Origin of the sequence: Paludibacterium sp. B53371 (assembly GCF_018802765.1) — a bacterium.
In the GTDB taxonomy this organism is placed as follows: domain Bacteria; phylum Pseudomonadota; class Gammaproteobacteria; order Burkholderiales; family Chromobacteriaceae; genus Paludibacterium.
In genome coordinates, this window is record NZ_CP069163.1 from 1,498,374 (window position 1) to 1,518,610 (window position 20,237).

Below are 20,237 nucleotides of genomic sequence, written 5' to 3' on the forward strand. Positions count from 1 at the left end.
GCTGTCCTGTTGTCCGGGCGCCCGTTTGCCTGAAGCCGGCAAAAGCTACGGGTGCAGGGTTGCCGGGATCGTCGGACATTGATGGGTGGTGCGGTAATCGATGACGGACAGGCGTCCGCTGACGATGTTCCGCCGGGCCTGTGCCAGTTTTTGTTGCATGTCGAGATCAATCAGCCCCTGGTTGTAACGATCCATGGCCAGCCCGAGCGCATCGTCACGCAGGCCGAGCACCCGGACACCGGCATGCCAGCGCCCCCTTTGGCCGTCCCGCAGGGTTTGATAGACCGCCAGGTCGATGCGTTTGACCATGGAACTGAGCATGACGCCGGGAAAGAGGGCGTTTTGATTGATATCTACCCCGATGGCGAATTTGCCGGCCTCGGCCACGGCTTGCAGCGAGCCCAGACCGGTATGGCCCGCGGCGGCGTAGATGACGTCGGCAGCGTGGCGCAATTGTGCCTGGGCCAGTTGCTTGCCGCGTGCCGGGTCATTGAAGGCGGCCGGGGTGTTGCCGGCCATGTCCTGCAATACCCGGATGCGCGGGTTGATGTAGCGCGCTCCCTGGGCGTAGCCGCAGCCAAATGCCCGAATCAGCGGGGTATCCATGCCTCCGACGAAGCCGATGGTGCCGCTGCGTGATTTGAGTGCGGCGGCCATGCCGGCCAGAAACGAGCCTTCGTGCTCCTTGAACAGAATGCTTTGCACGTTGCGCCCGGGGGCGGCAGCATCAATCAGCGTGAACCGGGTGTGCGGGTAGCGGGGCGCCACCTTTTCGATCGCCGGTGCGAAGAGGAAGCTGACTGCCACGATCATGCTCGGATGGCGGCGTGCCTGCTGCTCAAGCAGTGCTTCCGGTGTCATGCCATGACGCAGACTGACCTGGCGATAGGCGAGATGGGACTCGTGCGCGAAGCGCTCCGCCCCCTGCCAGGCATTCTGGCCGTAGCCTTTGTCGAAACGCCCCGAGGTGCTGTCGTAGAGCAGGACCGGGGTAAAGGATTGACCTGAGGCGGCACAGGCCAGCAGCAGAGAGAGCACTGGCGGAAGAAAGCGCTTCAGGTCGGGGCGCATGGCCAATCCTTGCGGCAAGAATAGTTGCATAAGTATAACTACCTATTCTTGACGAAGGGAAGCAATATGACGATGCGGTGACGAGGGCGGGGGCTTAGTCGCTGGGGACGTGCAGCCGGACGACCAGCAGGGAGACATCATCCTTGGCATCGTCCCCATCCAGGTGGCGGCTGAGTGCTTCCAGGATGCTGTTGCCTACCGCATCCGGCCAGCCATGCTCAATGGCATGCTGAACACCGCTCAGCCCGAACTGGTCACCTTTCAGGTTGCTGGCTTCGGTGATGCCGTCGGAGGACAGTACCAGCAGATCACCGTCTTCCCAGTGGACTTGCTGCAAGGTGTTGTCGAAATCGGCTTCGTCCAGAATGCCCAGCGGCGGGTAGCGCGAGGGGAAGCCATGCTTGAGTTGCCCGCCGCGCCCGATCAGCAGGGCGCAGGGAATGCCCCCGTTCCAGATGGACAGGGTGCGGTGCAGGTAATCGATCGAGCACAGGGCGGCAGCGACAAAGCGGCCGGTGGGCAGCAGGCTGTGCAATTTTTTGTTGATGCCGCCAGCCAGCAAGCTGGTCGACAGGAACTGTTTCACCAGTTCGTAGAAGCCGTCGATGACCGGCAGGGCACTGATGGCGGCGGTCAGGCCGTGGCCGGTGCAGTCTGCCAGCAGGAAGTGCTCCAGACCCGGGGCGGAGTGGCTGCGGCAGATGATGTCACCGTTGAAGATGCCGGCCGGGTGCAGGGTGTGCCAGATGTGGGCCTGGCCGACAAAGGAGCGGTAGGTCAGGCGCTGGATCAGTTCCAGTGCCAGGGTCTGCTCGAATTCGTTCTCTTCGTAATAGCGTGCCAGCCGCACGGCATCGTCGGTCAGTTGGCGTTGCAGACGGGAGATCCGCAGGAAAACACGGATCTTCGCCAGCAGCATGTCGGGATTGGCCGGTTTGCAGAGGTAGTCGTCGCCCCCCACCGTCAGACCCGCCAGGATGTGGTCGGCGTCGTCGTCTGACGACAGGAAAATAATCGGCATCCATTCGTCGACAAACTGCTTGCGCAGCTGGTCGGTGAGCTGCAGACCATCCATGCCGGTCATCTGCAGGCTCATCACCACCAGATCCGGACGATGATTCTGGCAGAATGCCAGCGCCTCCTGGCCGCTGTGTACGCCGGTGCAGCGAAAGCCAGCCTGCTGGAGAAACAGCACCAGCGGACTGAGTGCGGCGACGTCATCATCGACCAGTAAAATCAATGGAAGCGGCATGTTTTCCTCAAGCCGTCAGCCTTGCGGCCATGTGCATCAGTGGTATTGAGTTGTCTTTGAATCGGGCTATTGGCTCCCAGATGTCATTATCGATAGCGTCGGCAGGAATGCAAGGAAAATAGAGCTATCACATTGGTTGTGATAAACAAATATAATGCCCCACTTTGTGAACTTGAACCCCGCTGTCGACACAGCGGACGGGAGTGTGACATGAGCTCTTCGGATTACCGGTCGATCTCGCCGGAAGCCCAGGCCGCCCTGGCGGCCGCCTGGCAGGCGCAGTGCGACGGTCGCCTGCAATGGGCGGGGGAGGGCTATCAGGGCTTGCTGGCCGACTGGCCGTGCTGGCCCGAGTTGCACTATCGCTTTGGCTTGTGGCTGTATCAGACCGGGCAGGGCGATTATGCCGTGCAGGCGCTGCATCAGGCGGTCGCGCTGGCGCCGCATCAGACTGCGTGGCCGAACGATCTGGGCAATATGCTGGCAGCCCAGGGGCGTCACGATGAGGCGGCGGCCGCCTTTATTCTGGCGCTGGAGCGTGACGCCCGTCAGGTGCAGGTCTGGCGCAATCTGGGCAGTGTCCTGCTGGCCGCGGGCAAGGCCGCCGAGGCCAGAACGGCGTTTGAGCAGGCGCTGGCCCTGGACCCGGCTCAGGCCGAGAGCTGGAACAGTCTGGGTACGGTCTATGCCGCGCTGGGCGAGGTGCTGGAAGCCGCCCGGTGCCAGTGTCAGGCCTATGTGCTGCCGCCGCATGACGACAAGGCTCACCATATCCTGGCGATTGCCTTTTATGTTCTGGGACGGATCGATGAGGCCGCCGAGATCTATCGGCAGTGGCTGGCGCAGGAGCCGGAGAATCCGATTGCGGCCCATATGCTGGCGGCCTGTACGGTGGAAAATGTGCCGGCGCGGGCTTCGGATGCCTATCTGCAGATGTATTTCGATCAGGCCGCTGATGTGTTCGACAGCAAAATGATCGGCACGCTGGAGTACAGCATTCCGGCCCGTCTGGACGAGATGCTGACACGCCACGGGGTGGGCGAGGGGCTGACGATTCTCGATGCCGGGTGTGGTACGGGCTTGTGTGGCCCTTATCTGGCGGCACGAGCCCGTCAGTTGGTCGGTGTGGACCTGTCGGCCAGGAGTCTGGCTCTGGCTGCCCGCAAGGGGTGCTATCACCAGCTGCAGCAGGTGGAAATGGTGGCTTACCTGCGTACGCTGCCTGCGGACAGTCTCGATCTGATCGCCAGTGCCGACACTTTCATCTATTTTGGCGCGCTGGATGAGTTGCTAAGGGAAATGGCGCGGGTATTGCGCCCCGGTGGCTACTTGCTGGCCTCGGCGGAAGAGCGCTTTGTGGCGGGCGATTTCGGCATTACGCCGAGCGGACGCTATCAACATGCGCAGGCTTATCTGCATCAGGGTCTTGAGTCCGCGGGGATGCAGCCGGTTGAGCTGACGCAGTTGGTGGTGCGAGAGGAGCTGGCCCTGCCGGTGGATGGTCTGCTGTTGCTGGCCGTGAAGCGCTGAACGGCGCGTTCCCCTCAGGGCAGCCCGATGTCCGGGTGCTGCAGGAAAGCTTCCATCTCGGCGGCCGGGAGCGGCTTGCTGAAGTAGTAGCCCTGGGCGTAATCACCGCCGATAGCGCGCAGGAAGCGCACTTGTTCCGCCTGTTCGACCCCCTCTCCGATCACGCTGGCCCCCATGGCATGTCCCATGGCCACAATCATTTTCACCAGATTGCTTTTCTGCAGGTCTTGCGGGACGGATTCGAAGAATTGCCGGTCAACTTTGAGACGGTTCACCGGGAAGCGGCGTAAATAGCTGAAGCTGGCATAGCCGGTACCGAAGTCGTCGATGGCCATTTCGACTTGCAGGGCTTGTAGTTCGCGCAGATTGGTTTCGACCTCGCTGGTATGGCTCATGGCAATGCTTTCGGTCAGTTCCAGTTCGATGGCGCTGGGCGGCAGTGCGTGACGTGCCAGTATCTCGCGCACCAGCTGATGAAAGCCGGGAGACTCCATTTGTCTGGCCGAGACATTGACGGAGATGCGCAGGGTCGGCGCATGACTGAGGCGCCAGCGTGCCGCATGGGCACAGGCCTGATCCAGCACCCATTTGCCGATGGCGCAAATCAGTACTTCATCTTCTTCGGCCAGCGGGATGAACAGCGCGGGTGAGATCGCGCCGTGTTCGTGATGCTGCCAGCGCAGCAGGGCCTCGGCGCCGCTGACTTGCCCGCTGCGCAGATCGATCAGCGGCTGGAAGTGAAGTGACAGCTGCCCCTTGTCCATTGCCTGGCGCAATTCCATGCGCAGCTGCTGGCTCTGTTTGCGCTGGTCGTTGAGGTGGCTGTCAAAGCGTGACCAGGGCTGGGGGCTTGGCCCGGGTGTCTGCTGCAGGGCCGCCTGAGCACGCTGTACCAGGGTTTCGGCATCCGGTCCGTCGTCGGGAAAGAAGCTGACCCCCAGCTGGAAGCGTGGGTGCAGTGCATGTGGCGGCAACAGATAGGGGGCGCGGATGCTTTGGTGCAAACCGGAGAGTCGGGCGTTCAGCTCCTCGTCATCCTGCCCTTCCAGCCAGACGGCAAAGCGGGTGTCGCTGAGCCGGGCGGCGATTTCGCCGACGCGGATCAGGTTTTGCAGCCGACGGGCGACTTCATTGGTCAGTGCGGCTCCGGTGGCCTTGTCGAATCCTTCGATAATCTGGGCCAGATCACTTAATTCGATGGCACAACAGATGCCCTGGCGGTCTTTGCCGGTCAGGGCCAGGTTGTCCAGGTGCAGCAGCAGGCGGTGCTGGTTGGGCAGGCCGGTCTGCGAGTCGAAGTAGAACAGGTTGGCCAGCTCGTTTTCCGCGGCCTGTCTGGCGCCGGTTTCGGTTTGCAGGGCGATGGCATTGGCTGCCGAGCAGATGAAGTTGATTTCATCCTGGTGCCAGCGCCGGGGTTGCTGGTGTTCGACGCTGATGATGCCGTGCATCTTGTGGCCGACACGGATGGTGGCGATCAGTGCGCTCTGCAGACGGTAGCGCCGGATGTAGCTGACGAAGCTCTCATGCAGCGGGCGGGTATCGATTTCGCGGATGGCCATGAAGCGCAGGCGATCTAGCCGTTCGATGCGTGCCGCGTCGGACATCAGGGTGATTTGTTCGTCCGCCAGATGGGTCTGGCTGTCGCTGCCGGCCACGCGGTGCAGTCGATGTGTATCCAGCGCGTGTTGCCAGATGACGACCCGGCTGGCTTCCAGGGTCTCTGCCAGTTTGCGGCACAGTGCCGACAGCCCGCCGCTGTGCTGCGACTGACTCTGCTCGACGATGTCACGCAAAGCCTGTCCTTGTCTTTCCAGTCGCTGCAGTGTGGCGGCCTGACGGCCCCGCAGCCGGTTGGCCTGGCGCCCGAGCAACCAGCCCAGTAGCAGCAGCAAACTGCACAGTGCCGTGGTCGCAGGCACCAGACGGTGCAGCATGTCTCTGCCCGGGGCGTGAAACTGCCAGCTCAGCCAGGCGAGCGGGCGGCCGTCGATCCCGTGAACCGGCTGTTGCAGGATGTCTGCCTGGCCCGAGGGGCGCAGGGCGATCCAGGCGTTGCTGATGGCGCTGTTGAACGAGATCTGGCGGGCCAGCACGCGATCGACGCGGCGGGCAAAAATCATGACCTTGCGGTGGTTCATCACGGTCGGGCCGTTTTCCTGCAGGACGGGCTGGGCGACCAGCAGCGACAGGTCCCCCTGCAGCAGCGGGCCGCCAGCATGGGTCAGGATGTAGCCGCTGGTCGGATGGCGCGCCTGCTGCAGCAGTACCGAGTGCAGCCAGCGCCATGCGGTGTCGTCGAGCGCCAGCGGATCCTGGCCGTCGGCGACTTCGTGGCCATCCTGCAGGGCAAAGATCACCTTTCTGCTGGCCGGATCGACGATCAGGGCACTGTCAATGCGCAGGTTCAGATACACCGAGCGGGTGAGGGCCGAGCGAATCCAGACCATGTCCGGCTCGCTGCGGTTGATGCGACTGCTGGCTTCGTCCCAGATGGCGTAATCGGAGAGTTGGCGTTCCAGTGCCAGCCGCTGTTGCTGCATGCTGTTGGCCAGCTGTTGCTGCAGCAGGGTGCGATATTCGGTGTCCTCCTGCATGGCGCTGTTGAACTGAATGGCCTCGATGCCGCCGATGCCGAGGGTCAGCAGTGCGATCAGCAAGGCCATCTGGTTGGCAAGCAAGCCGCGCCACAGGCGTGACAGGGTGGAGGTCATAAGGCGCTTTTAATAAATATGTGTTTATCTTAGGATTCTATTTCAGAAAAATTTGATGTCACCCCGCTTTTTTGTGCATGAGCATGAAGTGCTTGATGGTGGCAGGGCAGAAGGGATTGTCGCGATGAAGCAAATGGTATCGGTGTGGGATGTGCCGACACGGGTTTTTCACTGGACGCTGGTGTTGTTGTTTGCCGGCATGTGGTGGACTGGCACGCAGGGCGGTGACTGGCTGAGATATCACATCTGGTGCGGTGAAGGCGTGGCCGTGCTGCTGGTGTTCCGCCTGCTGTGGGGCTTTCTCGGCAGCCAGACCGCGCGCTTCAGCGACTTTCTCAAGGGACCCGGCGTCATTCGCCGTTATCTGCGTGGCCATTTGCCGGAGGCGCAGCAGCCCGGTCATAACCCGCTGGGCGGACTGATGGTGCTGGCGCTGATCCTGACGCTGCTGTTTCAGGTTGCCAGTGGCATGCTGTCTTCGGATGTGGACAGCTATCTGTTTGATGGTCCGCTGGCGCATCTGGTCAGCAGTTCGGCCTCGGAGAGCATTACTTCGGTGCACAAGCTGTTCTTTGATCTGATCATGGTGCTGGTGGTGCTGCATGTGGCTGCCGTGCTGGCGCACAAGGTGTTCAAAAAACAGAACCTGGTGCATGCCATGCTGTCCGGGCGCAAGGCCATTGAGGGTGAGGTTGCCCCGCTGTATTTCGCACCGTTGCGGCTGGCCTTGCTCAGTCTGGCACTGGCGGTGGGAGCGGTGGCCGCGCTGGTCTTGGTCGTCGGTGGCGCCTGACCGGCAGCTCGCAGCGGGTTGTCAGCAAGAAAAAAACCGCAAGTCGGCTGACTTGCGGTTTTTTTATGCCTGATGGCGGCTTATTCGACTTTCGGGCCGCGGAAGGTGTCGTGACAGGACTTGCAGCTCTGCGACACCAGGTCGTAGTTTTTCTTGATGCTGGCGAGGTCGCCACTGTGCGCGGCGACATTCAGGGCGTCGACCGCCTTGAAGAATTTGTCCTTTTCGCCCTGGAACTTGGCGGGCTGGCTCCAGATTTCCGGCTTGGCCCGGCTCTTGGCATCGATGCTGTTGGGGACAAACAGGGTAAAGGGCTGCTCGGCCGCCAGCTTGAAGGCATCGGCATGCTGAATGAAGGTGGCCTTGTTGTAGGGGTCTCGGCCACGAACGACCACCCCCATCGGCTCGAATTGCAGCAACATTTTCTTGAAGGCCTGCTGGCGTTCGGCGCCGCCCGGATTGGCCAGTACGGGGAGGGTAAAGGCGGTCAGCAGGGTCGTCAGAAGCAGTTTTTTCATGATGTCACGGTGTCAGGTTGAATGACGGCGATTTTATCACAATGGAATGTTGCTGCCGGTACGGGGTGTTAAAACTTGTAAAGAGGAAATGTTATAATATAACATGGGTTTTTTTCTGAAATGGATCGCCTCGAATGGATGTGCAAAGCTTTGTGGCCGAGGCCGAGCGTCACTGTCTGACGCGTGGCTGCAAGATGACCGCACTGCGCCGTCAGGTGCTTGAGCTGGTGCTGCGTCATGACGGGGTGGTCAAGGCGTATCAGGTGCTGGCCGATTTGCAGCAGGAGCGCGGGGGCCAGGCCGCGCCGCCGACCGTGTATCGTGCGCTGGATTTTCTGGTGGAGCAGGGCTTGTTGCACCGGGTCGAGGCGCTGAATGGTTATATCGTCTGCGACCATTTCGGCTGTGAGCATGAGTCGCTGTTTCTGGTCTGTCGCGATTGTGGTGCGATCTGTGAGCTGGATGCCGCTTCCAGTCTGTCCAGCCTGGCCTCGGCCACGGCGGAGGTCGGTTTTGAACTGCAGGCGCAAAATCTGGTACTGACCGGCACCTGTCAACGGTGTCGTCCATGAAGAAAACCATTGTCAACCTGTTTACCGGCTTTCTCGGTGTGGGCAAGACCACGGCCCTGCGCCACCTGATTGCGCATCGTCCGGCCGAGGAAAGCTGGGCGCTGATTGTGAATGAGTTCGGCGAGATCGGGATTGATGGCGCCGTGCTTTCCGGCGGCGAGGTACCGGTGGCGGAGATCGCCGGTGGTTGCCTGTGCTGTGTGGCCGGGCCGCAGATGACGGCCACGGTGGCGACCCTGCTGCGCCGGGCCAGGCCGGACCGGTTGCTGATCGAGGCCAGCGGGCTGGCGCATGCCGCCGGCGTGATTGACGAACTGCGCCAGCAGCCGCTGGCCGAGGCGCTGGAGGTGGGGGCGGTACTGACGCTGGTGGATCCGCGTCAGTTTGTCGATCCGAACTATCAGCGCCAACCCATGTACCGTGACCAGATCACGCTGGCGGATGTGTTGGTGGCCAACAAGATTGATCTGGCCGATGTGCCGACCATGGCGGCCTTCCGTCGTCAGGCCGAGGCCCTGTTCCCGCCCAAGCGGCTGATTGCCGAGGTCCGTGACGGGGCGCTGGAGGCTGGCTGGCTGACGCTGGCCAATGTGACGCAACAGCAGGCTTACCGGCCGCGCCTGAACCGTGAGATGCCTGCCGACTGGCAGTCGCATGGCTGGACGTTTGATGCCGGTCAGGCTTTTGATGCCGAGCGGCTGACGGCGTTTTTTGATGACTTGCCGCGGCGGGTCCCTGGCTTGCAGCGCGCCAAAGGGGTGTTTTCGGTGCTGGGAGACCGGGTCTGGCTCAACTGGGTGGATGGCCAGTGGGGCGCCACTCAGGTGGCATGGCGGCGCGACAGCCGTTTTGAACTGATTGCACCGCAGATCGATATTGCCGATGTCGAGCAGGCGCTGCGCGCCTGTTTCGCCTGAGCGCTCAGAGAGGAATCAGATGTAGCAGCTGCCAGACCCCCAGCAGACAGACCAGCAGGCCGGTGCCCAGTCGCACGGCCTGTTTTTGCATCTGCTGGCGCAGTGCATCGGCGAACAATCCCATGGCGAGCAGGTTGGGCAGGGTGCCCAGACCAAAGCAGAGCATGATGAGTGCGCCCTGCGCGGCATGGCCGCTGGCGAGGGCAGACAGGCTGGCGCTATACACCAGTCCACAGGGAACCCAGCCCCAGATCATGCCTGCCAGAAAGGCCTGGCCAGGGTGGCGCAGCGGCAAAATGCGGCCCAGCAGCGGTTGCAGGCGGCGCCACAGCGGCTGCCCCAGGCGTTCGATGCGAGTCACCAGAGCAGACAGGCCTGCCAGGTAGAGGCCAATGGCGATGATCATCAGGTTGGCCAGCAGATAGAGCGCGATTTGCAGCGGTCTGGCATGCTGCATGGCGGCGCCGGCCAGACCGCCGAACAGGGCGCCGATCAGGCTGTAGCTGCCGAGCCGGCCAAGGTTGTAGCCCAGCAGCATGGGCAGCCGGCGCTGGCCGGCGGGCAGCTTGATACTCAGCGCGGTGACGATGCCGCCGCACATGCCGATGCAGTGGCCGCCGCCCAGCAGCCCGGCCAGAAACATGACCAACAGACTGGTTTCGATCATCGGGTATTCACCATGAAAAGCGCATTCTAGCAGCCTTGCGGTCTGGATTGATGCCCAACCTTTTGCTGTTTGTCATGAATGGGGCAGTTTGTGATTCTTGTTGCATTTGAGGGGCTGGCGGCTAGAAACAAAGCAGGGGTGGCCCGTTGCGGGGGCGCGGCGCCTTTCCCGCCAGATCGAGGCGAGGATTACCATGACTTCATTCCTGACGCTGGAGCAGCTGGGGCGTACTGCGATTGTGACCATTCAGCAGCCGCCGGCCAATTTGCTGACGGTGGAGGTGCTGCAGGCTTTGTCGCAGCAGCTGTCGGTCTTGCAGGCCGACGATTCTCTGCACGCGCTGGTCCTGACCGGTGCCGGAGAGCGCTATTTTTCAGCGGGCCTGGCGTTGCCGCCACTGGCCGGGGGCGACTGGGCCCAGGCCGAAGGGCTGATTGATGCGCTGCTGACGGTTTGTCAGCAGTTGCGTTCTTTTCATGGTTTGTCTGTGGCGGCCGTCAATGGCTTTGCGCTCGGGGCTGGGCTGGAGTGTGCGCTTTGCTGTGATGTCATCGTCGCTGAACGCGGGGCCATGCTGGGGATGTCGCAGGCCAGGGTGGGTCTGATTCCGGGGGCGGGAGGGCTGAAGTTTCTGACCGACAAGATCGGGCAGCCCTGGGCACGTCGCATGGCGCTGTGTGGTGAGGTGCTGGATGCCGGCAAGGCCTGGCAGATCGGCCTGGTGGAGGAGGTGGTGGACGCCGGCTTTGCCAAGATTGTGGCGGTCAGTCTGGCCGACCGGATTTCACGTCAGGGGCCGCAGGCGGTGCGTCTGGCGCAGGGGTTGATCGATACGGCGCCTTCGCAGTCTCTGGATGATCACCTGCAGCAGGCACGTCTGGCCTATATGCAGGTGATCGGCAGCGAGGAGCAGCGTGAGGGGGTGGCGGCTTTTCTCGACAAGCGGGCGCCATCCTGGTGTGAAGACGAGGACGACTGAGTATCCGGGCCTCGCTGCCGGGTGGCCTAGCGTGACCCCATGTCGCGATCAGCGCCCTGTCCTTGTTGCATGTAGGTCAATTCTTCGCAGCGTACGATGCGACTGTCCTGCAGGGTGAACAGTGCCATGACCCGGTAGTGGGCCTGGCCGCCGTCTGTTTTGTCTACCCTGACCTGATGTTGGCTGAAAACCAGCTTGTCTTCCGCAATCAAGTGATCAATCTGCAGCGTCATCTTGTCGGCGCGCTGATTCAGTGTGGCCAGATGTTGCAGGAAGGCGGGGTAGTCAAGCTGGTGGCCGTCGACCCATTGTTGGTAGGTCGGGGCGATGTATTGCTCGATTTCGCTGCGGCTGGCTTGCCCGCTCAGAATGGTTTCGAGGGCCTGGCGAACGATGTGCTGTGGGGACATGTGAGCTCCTTGGTGTGTGAGCCGGTATTGTCCGGTTTTTTTCTCTGGTAATATTTCGATATTGTCTCTATTTATGTCTTGATCGGTTCATGATGCCAAATGCCACAGTGATGTCCTTGCAACATGGTGTGCGCGAGCGTACCGGCAGCCATGTGCATGCGACTGGTCAGCTTTTTGTGGTGCGCGAAGGGGCGATTCATCTGCGCAGCAGTGAAGGGCAGTGGCTGGTGCCTTCGGGGTGTCTGGGCTGGGTGCCGCCCATTTGTGCGCATGAGGCGCTGTTTCCCTGCGCGGTCAGCGGGCAGTCTGTCTATGTCGATGATGGTTGGAGCAGTCGCTATTTGCCGCTGGCACTCAAGGTCGTTCGCTTGTCGCCCTTGCTGATGGCGGTGCTGCCGTTTTGTCTGGATGAGGGTTTGCCTGCGCGGCGACGTGCGTTGTACTGGCAGGTGCTGGCGGATGGGCTGTCGTATGCGCCTTCTCTGTCCAGCGGCATGGCTTTGCCGCAATCGAGTCGTCTGCTGGCTGTGGTGCAGCAGTTGCTGGCGGTCCCCGATGATGAGCGTGGGCTGGATGACTGGGCTTTGCACGCAGGCATGTCACGCAGTACCTTCATGCGCCATTTCCGGCGCGAGACCGGACTGGCCTTCGGGGTGTGGCGTCAACAGTTGCGAGTCTGGCATGCCATGCGCCTGCTGGCCGAGGGGCGCTCGGTCACCGAGGTGGCGCTGACGGTGGGCTATCAGAGTCCCAGTGCCTTTATTCAGGTGTTTCGTCGTCAACTCGGCATGACGCCTGCTGCCTTTGTCGCGCAGGCATAAAAAAACGCCACGGCATGCCGTGGCGTCGGGTGAGGCAGCGGTCGGCGCTTATTGCTGGATCTTGGCCTTGGCCTTCAGATCGGCAATGTACTTCTGGATGCGCTCGCCTTGCAGTTGCTGTTCGAGTTGCGGACGCAGGGCTTCCAGCTTCGGGAATTCCTCGGTGCGGACGTCGTCCAGCTTGATGATGTGCCAGCCGAACTGGGTCTTCACCGGCTTGGCCGTGATTTGACCCTTGGCCAGCTTGGCCATGGCCTGGCCGAATTCCGGCACGAAGGTTTCCGGCTCGTTCCAGCCCAGATCGCCACCATTGGCCTTGCTGCCCGGGTCGATGGACTTTTCCTTGGCCAGCTGAGCGAACGGCTTGCCCTTCTTGAGGGCGGCGATCACGGCATTGGCTTCGGCTTCGGTCTTCACCAGGATGTGCTGGGCATGGTAGCTCTTCTTCTCCGGCGTTGCCGCCTTGAGCTTGTCGTACTCGGCCTTCAGGTCGCTTTCCGATACCGGGTTGCTGGCAACGAACTGCTTGATCAGCTGGTTGGCCAGGGTCATGGCTTCGGCGTTGTCCAGCTCGGCGCGCACTTCCGGCAGCTTGTCGATGCCTTTGCGCACGGCTTCCTGGCGCAGGACTTCGGCGGTGATCAGTTGCTGCTTGATCATTTCCGGCAGGCGCGGATCAGCCTGCTGGCCCTGGGCCTGAGCCTGGGCATTCATCATCTTGGCGACTGCGTCAAAACGGGCCTGGGAGATGGTGGTGCCGTTGACTTGAATGTCGGCAGCCAGAACGGCACCGGCGGCAAGGGCGCAGGCAATGGTGCCGGCAATCAGGGTCTTTTTCATATGTGTTCCGTATGAGTGAATCGGTTACTGGATCTTGGCCTTGCTGCGCAGATCGCTCATGGCCTGCTCAATTTTCTCTTCCTGCAGCTGGCGCACGATTTGCGGTTTCAGCTGGTCCAGCGGCGCCGGTACGGCCGGGCGCGACTCAACCAGCTTGACGACGTGCCAGATATTGCCGGCAGAAATGGTGGTGACCTGGCCTGCCTTGAGGTTCTTCACGGCATCGGCCAGCACCGGCGGCATGCTGGCGGTGTTGAGGATGCCCATTTCACCGCCAGACTGCTTGGCATTCGGATCGATCGATTTTTCCTTAGCCAGCTGGGCAAATGCCTTGCCCTTCTTCAGGTCGGCAATGACCTTCTTGGCGTCGGCTTCGCTCGAAACGACGATCTGTTGCAGGTGCATGTCGGTCGAGCCCTTGAGCTTGGCGGCAAACTCGTCGTAGCGGCTCTTCACGGCGGCATCGTCGATCGGGCTTTGCTTGACGATGTCGGCTGCCAGCGCTTCCTGCAGGATGCCATCGGTGGCCTGCTTGATCTGTTCCTGTACCGCCGGGGCCTTGTCCAGGCCGCGACGCTTGGCTTCATCCAGTGCCAGTTGCTGGTTGATCAGGGAGTTCTTGATCTTTTCGCGCAGTGCCGGCGTGTCCTGGGCCTGGCCGTTGCTGTTGCCTACGATCTGGCTGACGATCTGGTCAACCTTGCTCTTGTCGATCGGCGTGCCATTGACGACGGCAACCGAGTCGGCAAAAGCCATGCTTGGCAGGGCGATGGAGGCGGCGAGCAGAAGACTGGCCAGTTTGTTGAGTTTCATAGTTACCCCTTGAAGTTGAAATCAGGATTCTTCGGGTGCCAGCGCAAGGATGGCCAGCGCATGAATCCGGTTTTGCATCAGATCGCCAAGCGTCTGGTAGACCAGGCGATGCCTTGCGAGGCGGTTGAGACCGCTGAATTGTTGACTGACGATGGTCAGCTGGTAGTGGCCGCCGCCGGCACGGGCACCGGCATGGCCGGCGTGCAGGTGGCTGTCGTCACGAACCAGCAGTTGTTGCGGCGACAATGCCGTCAGGCGTTGCTCGATGAGGCTGACCGTATCGCTCATGCCGGGAAGACCTTGCGCCAGGGTTTGACTTCGACCTCTGCATAGACGCCAGCCGCCACATAGGGGTCGGCGTCTGCCCAGGCCCGTGCTTCGTTCAGGTCGCTGAATTCGGCAACGATCAGGCTGCCGCTGAATCCGGCCGGACCCGGGTCGCTGGCGTCGATGGCCGGAAAGGGGCCGGCAAGCAGCAGCCGGCCTTGCTCCTGCAGGGCGGTCAGGCGCGCCAGGTGGTCCGGTCGGGCCGCGAGGCGACGAGACAGCGAATCGGGCACGTCACGCGCCATGATGGCGTACAGCATGTCTCAGTCTTCCTTGATGTACTTGGATACCAGCAGGCTCTGGCCGATGGCGAAGGCCAGCAGCAATCCCGTGGTACCGAACAGTTTGAATTTGACCCACATGGGCTCGTCGACAGAATAGGCCACGAGCAGGTTGACGCCCCCCAGCAGCAGGAAGAACACCGCCCAGGCCTGACACAGCCGGTCCCAGATCGTGTCGGGCAGCTGGATCTGCTTTTCCAGTAGTGCGCGTATGCCGTTTTTACCTACATGACGCCCGATTAGCAAGCCTGCTCCCATGATCCAGTAAAGGATGGTGGGTTTCCACATGATGAAATGGTGGTTCTTGGAGATCAGGGTGGCACCGCCAAACACGGTGATCAGGGCAAAACTCAGCCACAGCATTTTGTCGACCTTGCGGTGACGGATCCAGGACCAGGCCACTTGCAGTGCAGTCGCGGCAATGGCGATCTTGGTGGCAAGGAAGATGTCGTGGCTGAAGGAATAGGCTGCAAAGAACAGCAGTACCGGGAACAGATCGGATAAGAATTTCATTAGCGCAGCTGCGGTAGAGGTTGGGGTGATTATGGGGGTTGCCGGCCGGCAATTCAAGCATCCGGCCGGCCTGGTGCAATTAAGATTTTGCCGGCTTGACGATGCTCATGGCGCTGGCGATCAGTCCGCCCAGATCCGCCACGTTGGCCGGCATGATGACCGTGTTGCCCTCTTTGGCCAGCTGGCTGAAGGCGGCAACATACTGCTCGGCCACCTTGAGGTTGACCGCAGCCATGCCGCCTTCGTTGCCGATGGCGCTGCCGACACGGGTGAGGGCTTCTGCCGTGGCGTCCGCCACCAGGCGCATGGCTTCCGCCTGACCCTGGGCCTGGTTGATGGCGGCCTGACGACGACCTTCCGACTCCTGGATGGCTGCCTCGCGGGCGCCGGTGGCCAGGTTGATCTGTTCCATCTTGCGGCCTTCGGATTCGGCAATGCGCGCACGTTTGCCGCGTTCAGCCGTGATCTGCGCCTGCATGGCGTGCAGAATTTCCTGCGGCGGTACCAGGTCCTTGATCTCATAGCGCAGCACCTTGACCCCCCAGCTGAAGGCGGCTTCGTCCAGGGCGGCGACGACGGCGGCGTTGATTTCATCCCGTTCTTCGAAGGTCTTGTCGAGTTCCATCTTGCCGATGACCGAGCGCAGCGTGGTCTGGGCCAGCTGGGAAATGGCCAGGACGTAATCGCTGGAGCCGTAGGAAGCGCGCTGCGGATCGGTGACCTGGAAGTACAGGATGCCGTCCACCTTGAGCTGGGTGTTGTCGCGTGTGATGCAGATCTGACTCGGGACGTCGAGCGGGATTTCCTTCAGGTTGTGGCGATAGGCAATGCGATCCACGAAGGGCACGATGATGTTGAGGCCCGGGCCGAGCACGCCGTGAAAGCGGCCGAGCCGCTCCAGTACGAAGGCGGTCTGCTGCGGGACCACGCGCACGGATTGCAGCACGAACAGCAGGACAACGACGAACAGTGCAATGGCGAATTCCATGTTTTTATCGACTTTCTGCAGGTTGGAGGGAGACGTGCAGCAGGTTGCCGTCACGTCCGACAATAAAGGCCGTCTGTCCGGCGGCCGGGTAAGGGGCTAGCAGCAGGGCATCCCATTCGGCGCCGCGGTAAAGGACCCGTGCGCGCTGAGCATCCTCCGGGCGGAGGTGCAGGACGCGGACCGGCTGGCCGATGTCCGGGTCGTCGACCGGGCGGGGTGGGGCAGGCGGCTGGCGCCGCTTCCAGGCGCTCACGGCGAACAGGGCCAGCAGGCCGGCCACGCTGGCGATGAAGAATTGGGGAATCGGTTGCCAGGCGTACAGCGCGGCGATGCCGCCGCCGGTCAGGGCGATGGCAAAGACCAGCAGGTACAGCGTGCCGGTCATGAACTCGACGCCCAGGGCAATCAGGGCGCCGACCAGCCAGAACGTGGCATGAGTGTCGAGCAGGGTCTGGAGGGACATGGCAAGTCGGTCCGGGGTGAGTGCTTTATCTGGCGCGGCCTTGCTCTGCTGCGGGCGGCGCCCCGGGGTGTTCAATATCACAAACAGTCATGGCCGGCCAGGGGCTGCGAACGGCCGTGGCGTGTCTGCAGATGTCGGCCCTGGCGATGCTTAGTCGCTCAGCATGGGAAAAAGATCCTTCAGAACGTTGATTTATCTTGATTTCATGCATTAAACCAGCGACGCCACCATGAAGCCGGAGGCTGTCTGCTGCCGGGCAGGGTGATTTCAGCCTCTCGAATCAAGGTGTCGCACAGCTCGATGTTCAGCGCCGGGATCAGTTGATCCGGTGTGCCCTTGCGGCCGGTGGGTTCGATCCGGGCCCGGCCGTGCTCCAGGTGGAGGACGACCTCGCTGGTGCAGTTGGGACAGTACAGATGGTCGCCGGCATGGTGGTGGCGGGTGCGCAGAATGATCGGTCCGCAGGCGGGGCAGTGCTCCAGCGGGATGCCCGGTTCGCTGTGGCCAACGATATCGGCCAGCTGGTTGAGCTGGGCGAGCCGGAGGAAATGCTCGCCATGCTGGCGGTCGAACTGGCTGCCCAGGTTGTCGCTGATGATGGCCAGGGCCTTGTCGATCGGCATGCCCTGGCGGTACGGCCGGCTGCTGGTCATGGCATCGAAGGCGTCACAGATGCCGACGATGCGGGCATCGACCGGAATGCTGTCCAGGGGCAGGCCGGCCGGATAGCCTCGTCCGTCCGGCCGTTCGTGGTGCATGCGCACGGCGGCCTCCACCAGGTGTCGCAGCGGGTGATTGGCCAGGATGCGTTGCCCCACCTCCGGGTGGGTCTTGATGATGGCGTATTCCTCGTCGGTCAGTTTGTCCGGCTTGCGCAGAATGGCGTCGGGGACGCCGATCTTGCCCAGATCGTGCAGGAAACCGCCGAGCATGATGCGCATGACATCGACAGGCGGGAGACCGGCAGCCTCTGCCGTTCGCCGGGCGAACTGCGAAACGCGCCATAAGTGCCCCCCTGTATAGGGGTCTCTTGCCTCCACCATCCAGGCCATGGCAAACAGGGTTTTGAGCAGGGAATCAAACGCATCCATGCGGAGGGTCCCGGTGTCTGACGATGTCATAGTATAGCCATTGCCCTGTCGTCTGTGAGGCGGGTTGTGACGAATGGATGGCAATCTGGCCGGAGAAGATGCATATGGTATAGTGACCGGCTGGAGAAAGCTCTGAACAGAGAGTTGCCGTTGGAGCGGTCTGTTCAGAGGGTTCTTGAGTCAGGGAATCCTTAGGGAGGATCAATGGTTCGATCAATTCTGGTGGCCAATCCGAAAGGCGGGAGTGGCAAATCGACGCTGGCAACCAATCTGGCCGGGTATTACGCCAATGCCGGGCGTCAGGTGATGTTGGGGGATGTGGACCGACAGCAGTCCTCCCTGCGCTGGCTGGCGGGACGTGATCCGGCGCTGCCGGCGATTCATGGCTGGGAAGTGGTGCCCGGCGAGCCCGCCCGGCCGCCGCGTGGTACTCAGGTGATGGTGCTGGACAGTGCGGCGGGTTTGCATGGCAAGAAGCTGACGGCGCTTTTGCGGCGGGTTGATCGAGTCCTGGTGCCGATCCAGCCGTCGCCGTTCGATATGTGGGCGACAGAAGATTTTTTTCAGCAGATTCTGGCCGAGAAGGCGCTGCGCAAGAGCAAGGTGTTTTTGGGGGTGGTGGGGATGCGTGTCGATCCGCGCACGCGCTCGGCACGCGAGCTGGAGCAGTTCCTCGCCGGCTATGAGGTGCCGGTGCTGGGCTGGTTGCGTGATACCCAGTTGTATGTGCAGGCTGCTGCCGGCGGTCTGAGTCTGTTCGATTTGCCGCCAGGACGCAGTGCGCGTGACCGGGAGGCCTGGGCGCCGATCCTGCGTTGGCTGGGGCAGGATCATGACGGTGACTGGTGTGACAAATAATTGCTTGTTGTTTTTTTGCTGGCTGGGGCTATGAATGGAGTGAGTGGCAAAAAAATCGCTTGACGTGAAGCGTTTGTGCGCTTAAATTCGCTTCGTAATTGCGTGTGCGACCGACGAACGGAAGCGCAGGGCAAGTTGCAACAAGGGAGCCATCACGGCTCCCTTTTTGTTTGGGGCCCTCTCTTTTTAATCCCGAACCTGGACGATCACGAACATGAACACCGAATTGAACTACGCCGATATCTATCTGGTGCCGAAGAAGACTGTGGTGGACAGCCGCAAGGAGTGCGATACCTCCGTGCAGCTGGGTAAACACCGTTTTGTCATGCCGGTTTACGCCTCGAACATGAAGAGCGTGGTCGATGCCGATACGTGTGAGTTTTTTGCGCGCCAGGGCTGGTTCTACACCATGCATCGCTTCAATGTTGATGTGGTGCGTTTCGTGGCCGACATGCAGGCCAAGGGGCTGTTTGCCTCCATCAGCGCCGGGGTGAATGAAGACACGCTGGTGCAGCTCAACGAGCTGAAGGCTGCCGGCCTGACGCCGGAGTACATCACCATGGATGTGGCCAATGCCTGGTGCGTCAAGGCGGAACGCATGATCAAGGTGATCAAGGACATGTTCCCGGACAGCTTCCTGATTGGCGGCAATATTGCCACCGCCGAAGCGGCCCGTGATCTGGAAAGCTGGGGCTGCGACGCCATCAAGGCCGGTATCGCCGGTGGCCGTGTCTGCATCACCAAGAACAAGACCGGTTTCCATCGTCCGATGGTGTCGACCACGCTGGATTGCGCCCATGCCGTGCGCGTGCCGGTGATTGCCGACGGCGGCATTGTCGAGCATGGCGATGTGGCCAAGGCCATGTCCTGCGGCGCTGCCATGGTGATGGCGGGCTCGCTGTTTGCCGGTTATGACGAGTCGGCAGGCAATATCGTCGAAATCAACGGCAAGCATTACAAGGAATACTTCGGCAGCGCTTCGCAGTACAACAAGGGTGCCTACGTCAACGTCGAGGGCAAGAAGATTCTGGTCGAGTACAAGGGCAGCATGCAGAAGCTGCTGGTCGAACTGATGGAAGACCTGCAGTCGTCGATCAGCTATGCCGGTGGCCGCGATCTGGCCGCGCTGCGCGATGTGGAGCGCATTGTCGTTCATCGCTGAGCGATGCCGATGAAAAAAGCCCGGACAGGTTCCGGGCTTTTTTGTTGTCAGCTGCCTCGGCTGCTCAGAACAGCGGGCTGAGCAGGGCGGCCAGTTTCTCCAGCTGACGGGCATCTTCGTCGTCGAAGCTGCCAAGCTGGTCGCTGTCGATGTCCAGGACGCCAGCCACTTTGCCGGTCTGGTCGAACAGGGGAACGACGATCTCCGAACGGGCTGCCGAGGAGCAGGCGATATGTCCCGGGAAGGCGTCGACGTCGGCGACCACCTGTGTCCGGGCGCTGGCCCAGGCGGTACCGCAGACCCCTTTGCCGTGCGGGATGCGCGTGCAGGCCAGCGGTCCCTGGAACGGTCCCAGTACCAGCTGTTCGCCCTTGACCAGATAGAAGCCGGCCCACAGCCAGTCAAAACTCATTTTCAGCATGGCAGCCACGTTGGCCAGTCCGGCGATCAGGTCGGTTTCTCCGCTCAGCAGGGCCTCGGCTTGCGGCAACAGGGTCTGGTAGCGCTCACGCTTGTCGGTGGTGTCAGAGATGATCAGTGTTTCTGCCATGGTGTCATACTCAAATTTAACGGACTAAGATAATAGCGCGCGGCCGCGTCTGCGTCATGAGGCGTCGCGTGCTTCCACTTTTGTCAGGAATGTCAGGAATAACCGGA

At 61.6% G+C, this 20,237-nt stretch carries 23 protein-coding genes; 8 read left to right on the forward strand and 15 right to left on the reverse strand.

All coding sequences use genetic code 11. From position 1 onward, the window contains the following. Positions 1 to 45: 45 nt before the first annotated feature. Both JNO51_RS07100 and JNO51_RS07105 read right to left on the reverse strand, forming a co-directional pair. A complete protein-coding gene (locus tag JNO51_RS07100; RefSeq protein WP_215782312.1) occupies positions 46 to 1,071 on the reverse strand; it encodes a BMP family protein in 1,026 nt (341 codons plus the stop codon). A 94-nt stretch (positions 1,072 to 1,165) separates the two neighbouring features. Further along, positions 1,166 to 2,323 (reverse strand): PP2C family protein-serine/threonine phosphatase, encoded by a 1,158-nt coding sequence (locus tag JNO51_RS07105; RefSeq protein ID WP_215782313.1) that lies wholly within the window; start codon positions 2,321 to 2,323, stop codon positions 1,166 to 1,168. Between the two features lie 210 nt (positions 2,324 to 2,533). Here JNO51_RS07105 and JNO51_RS07110 point away from each other — a divergent pair, with 210 nt between their 5' ends. Beyond that, positions 2,534 to 3,853, forward strand: a complete 1,320-nt coding sequence (locus JNO51_RS07110; RefSeq protein WP_215782314.1) for a tetratricopeptide repeat protein — start codon at positions 2,534 to 2,536, stop codon at positions 3,851 to 3,853. Between the two features lie 14 nt (positions 3,854 to 3,867). Here JNO51_RS07110 and JNO51_RS07115 read toward each other — a convergent pair whose 3' ends face one another. Then, a complete protein-coding gene (locus tag JNO51_RS07115; protein WP_215782315.1) occupies positions 3,868 to 6,567 on the reverse strand; it encodes an EAL domain-containing protein in 2,700 nt (899 codons plus the stop codon). Between the two features lie 124 nt (positions 6,568 to 6,691). Here JNO51_RS07115 and JNO51_RS07120 point away from each other — a divergent pair, with 124 nt between their 5' ends. After that, the gene (locus tag JNO51_RS07120; protein ID WP_215782316.1) at positions 6,692 to 7,360 is read left to right on the forward strand and encodes a cytochrome b/b6 domain-containing protein; all 669 of its coding nucleotides are present in this window, start codon (positions 6,692 to 6,694) and stop codon (positions 7,358 to 7,360) included. An 80-nt stretch (positions 7,361 to 7,440) separates the two neighbouring features. Here JNO51_RS07120 and JNO51_RS07125 read toward each other — a convergent pair whose 3' ends face one another. Next, positions 7,441 to 7,878, reverse strand: a complete 438-nt coding sequence (locus JNO51_RS07125) for a cytochrome c (RefSeq protein ID WP_215782317.1) — start codon at positions 7,876 to 7,878, stop codon at positions 7,441 to 7,443. Between the two features lie 134 nt (positions 7,879 to 8,012). Here JNO51_RS07125 and JNO51_RS07130 point away from each other — a divergent pair, with 134 nt between their 5' ends. Together JNO51_RS07130 and JNO51_RS07135 are read left to right on the forward strand one after the other, a co-directional pair. Then, entirely contained in the window at positions 8,013 to 8,450 is a 438-nt protein-coding gene (locus JNO51_RS07130) for a Fur family transcriptional regulator (RefSeq protein WP_215782318.1), read from the forward strand. Then, the gene (locus JNO51_RS07135; RefSeq protein ID WP_215782319.1) at positions 8,438 to 9,367 is read left to right on the forward strand and encodes a GTP-binding protein; all 930 of its coding nucleotides are present in this window, start codon (positions 8,438 to 8,440) and stop codon (positions 9,365 to 9,367) included. Before JNO51_RS07130 ends, JNO51_RS07135 begins: the two co-directional genes overlap by 13 nt. A gap of 4 nt (positions 9,368 to 9,371) precedes the next feature. On the opposite strand, the gene JNO51_RS07140 is transcribed toward JNO51_RS07135, so the two are convergent. After that, a complete protein-coding gene (locus tag JNO51_RS07140; protein ID WP_215782320.1) occupies positions 9,372 to 10,034 on the reverse strand; it encodes a sulfite exporter TauE/SafE family protein in 663 nt (220 codons plus the stop codon). Positions 10,035 to 10,227: 193 nt separating this feature from the next. Here JNO51_RS07140 and JNO51_RS07145 point away from each other — a divergent pair, with 193 nt between their 5' ends. After that, entirely contained in the window at positions 10,228 to 11,013 is a 786-nt protein-coding gene (locus tag JNO51_RS07145) for an enoyl-CoA hydratase-related protein (protein WP_215782321.1), read from the forward strand. 26 nt (positions 11,014 to 11,039) lie between these two features. On the opposite strand, the gene JNO51_RS07150 is transcribed toward JNO51_RS07145, so the two are convergent. Further along, complete coding sequence (locus JNO51_RS07150; protein ID WP_215782322.1) at positions 11,040 to 11,423, reverse strand: nuclear transport factor 2 family protein; 384 nt, start codon at positions 11,421 to 11,423, stop codon at positions 11,040 to 11,042. A gap of 110 nt (positions 11,424 to 11,533) precedes the next feature. Between JNO51_RS07150 and JNO51_RS07155 the strand changes: the two genes are divergently transcribed. Continuing rightward, positions 11,534 to 12,244: an AraC family transcriptional regulator gene (locus tag JNO51_RS07155; protein ID WP_215782323.1), complete on the forward strand. Its 711-nt coding sequence runs from the start codon at positions 11,534 to 11,536 to the stop codon at positions 12,242 to 12,244. Between the two features lie 48 nt (positions 12,245 to 12,292). Here JNO51_RS07155 and JNO51_RS07160 read toward each other — a convergent pair whose 3' ends face one another. From JNO51_RS07160 to JNO51_RS07195, 8 genes are all read right to left on the reverse strand, one after another. Further along, positions 12,293 to 13,084, reverse strand: coding sequence for a peptidylprolyl isomerase (locus tag JNO51_RS07160; RefSeq protein WP_215782324.1), 792 nt, complete (start codon positions 13,082 to 13,084; stop codon positions 12,293 to 12,295). A 24-nt stretch (positions 13,085 to 13,108) separates the two neighbouring features. Next, positions 13,109 to 13,897 carry a peptidyl-prolyl cis-trans isomerase gene (locus JNO51_RS07165; RefSeq protein WP_215782325.1) on the reverse strand — a complete coding sequence of 263 codons (789 nt, stop codon included), beginning with the start codon at positions 13,895 to 13,897 and terminating at the stop codon, positions 13,109 to 13,111. Positions 13,898 to 13,918: 21 nt separating this feature from the next. Further along, positions 13,919 to 14,185: a BolA family transcriptional regulator gene (locus JNO51_RS07170; RefSeq protein ID WP_215782326.1), complete on the reverse strand. Its 267-nt coding sequence runs from the start codon at positions 14,183 to 14,185 to the stop codon at positions 13,919 to 13,921. Then, the gene (locus JNO51_RS07175; protein WP_215782327.1) at positions 14,182 to 14,484 is read right to left on the reverse strand and encodes a YciI family protein; all 303 of its coding nucleotides are present in this window, start codon (positions 14,482 to 14,484) and stop codon (positions 14,182 to 14,184) included. The genes JNO51_RS07170 and JNO51_RS07175 overlap by 4 nt, the downstream gene beginning before the upstream one ends. A 3-nt stretch (positions 14,485 to 14,487) precedes the next feature. Next, positions 14,488 to 15,018, reverse strand: coding sequence for a septation protein A (locus JNO51_RS07180; protein ID WP_215782328.1), 531 nt, complete (start codon positions 15,016 to 15,018; stop codon positions 14,488 to 14,490). A 79-nt stretch (positions 15,019 to 15,097) separates the two neighbouring features. Next, positions 15,098 to 16,006: an SPFH domain-containing protein gene (locus tag JNO51_RS07185; RefSeq protein ID WP_215782329.1), complete on the reverse strand. Its 909-nt coding sequence runs from the start codon at positions 16,004 to 16,006 to the stop codon at positions 15,098 to 15,100. A gap of 4 nt (positions 16,007 to 16,010) precedes the next feature. Next, a complete protein-coding gene (locus JNO51_RS07190) occupies positions 16,011 to 16,469 on the reverse strand; it encodes an NfeD family protein (RefSeq protein WP_215782330.1) in 459 nt (152 codons plus the stop codon). 203 nt (positions 16,470 to 16,672) lie between these two features. Beyond that, positions 16,673 to 17,560: an HD-GYP domain-containing protein gene (locus JNO51_RS07195; protein WP_215782331.1), complete on the reverse strand. Its 888-nt coding sequence runs from the start codon at positions 17,558 to 17,560 to the stop codon at positions 16,673 to 16,675. A gap of 204 nt (positions 17,561 to 17,764) precedes the next feature. Between JNO51_RS07195 and JNO51_RS07200 the strand changes: the two genes are divergently transcribed. Continuing rightward, positions 17,765 to 18,418 (forward strand): ParA family protein, encoded by a 654-nt coding sequence (locus JNO51_RS07200; RefSeq protein ID WP_215782332.1) that lies wholly within the window; start codon positions 17,765 to 17,767, stop codon positions 18,416 to 18,418. 214 nt (positions 18,419 to 18,632) lie between these two features. Further along, on the forward strand, positions 18,633 to 19,580 hold the full coding sequence (locus tag JNO51_RS07205; protein WP_215782333.1) for a GMP reductase: 948 nt from the start codon (positions 18,633 to 18,635) through the stop codon (positions 19,578 to 19,580). Positions 19,581 to 19,644: 64 nt separating this feature from the next. Here JNO51_RS07205 and JNO51_RS07210 read toward each other — a convergent pair whose 3' ends face one another. Beyond that, positions 19,645 to 20,130 (reverse strand): GAF domain-containing protein, encoded by a 486-nt coding sequence (locus tag JNO51_RS07210; protein WP_215782334.1) that lies wholly within the window; start codon positions 20,128 to 20,130, stop codon positions 19,645 to 19,647. Positions 20,131 to 20,237 lie beyond the last annotated feature (107 nt).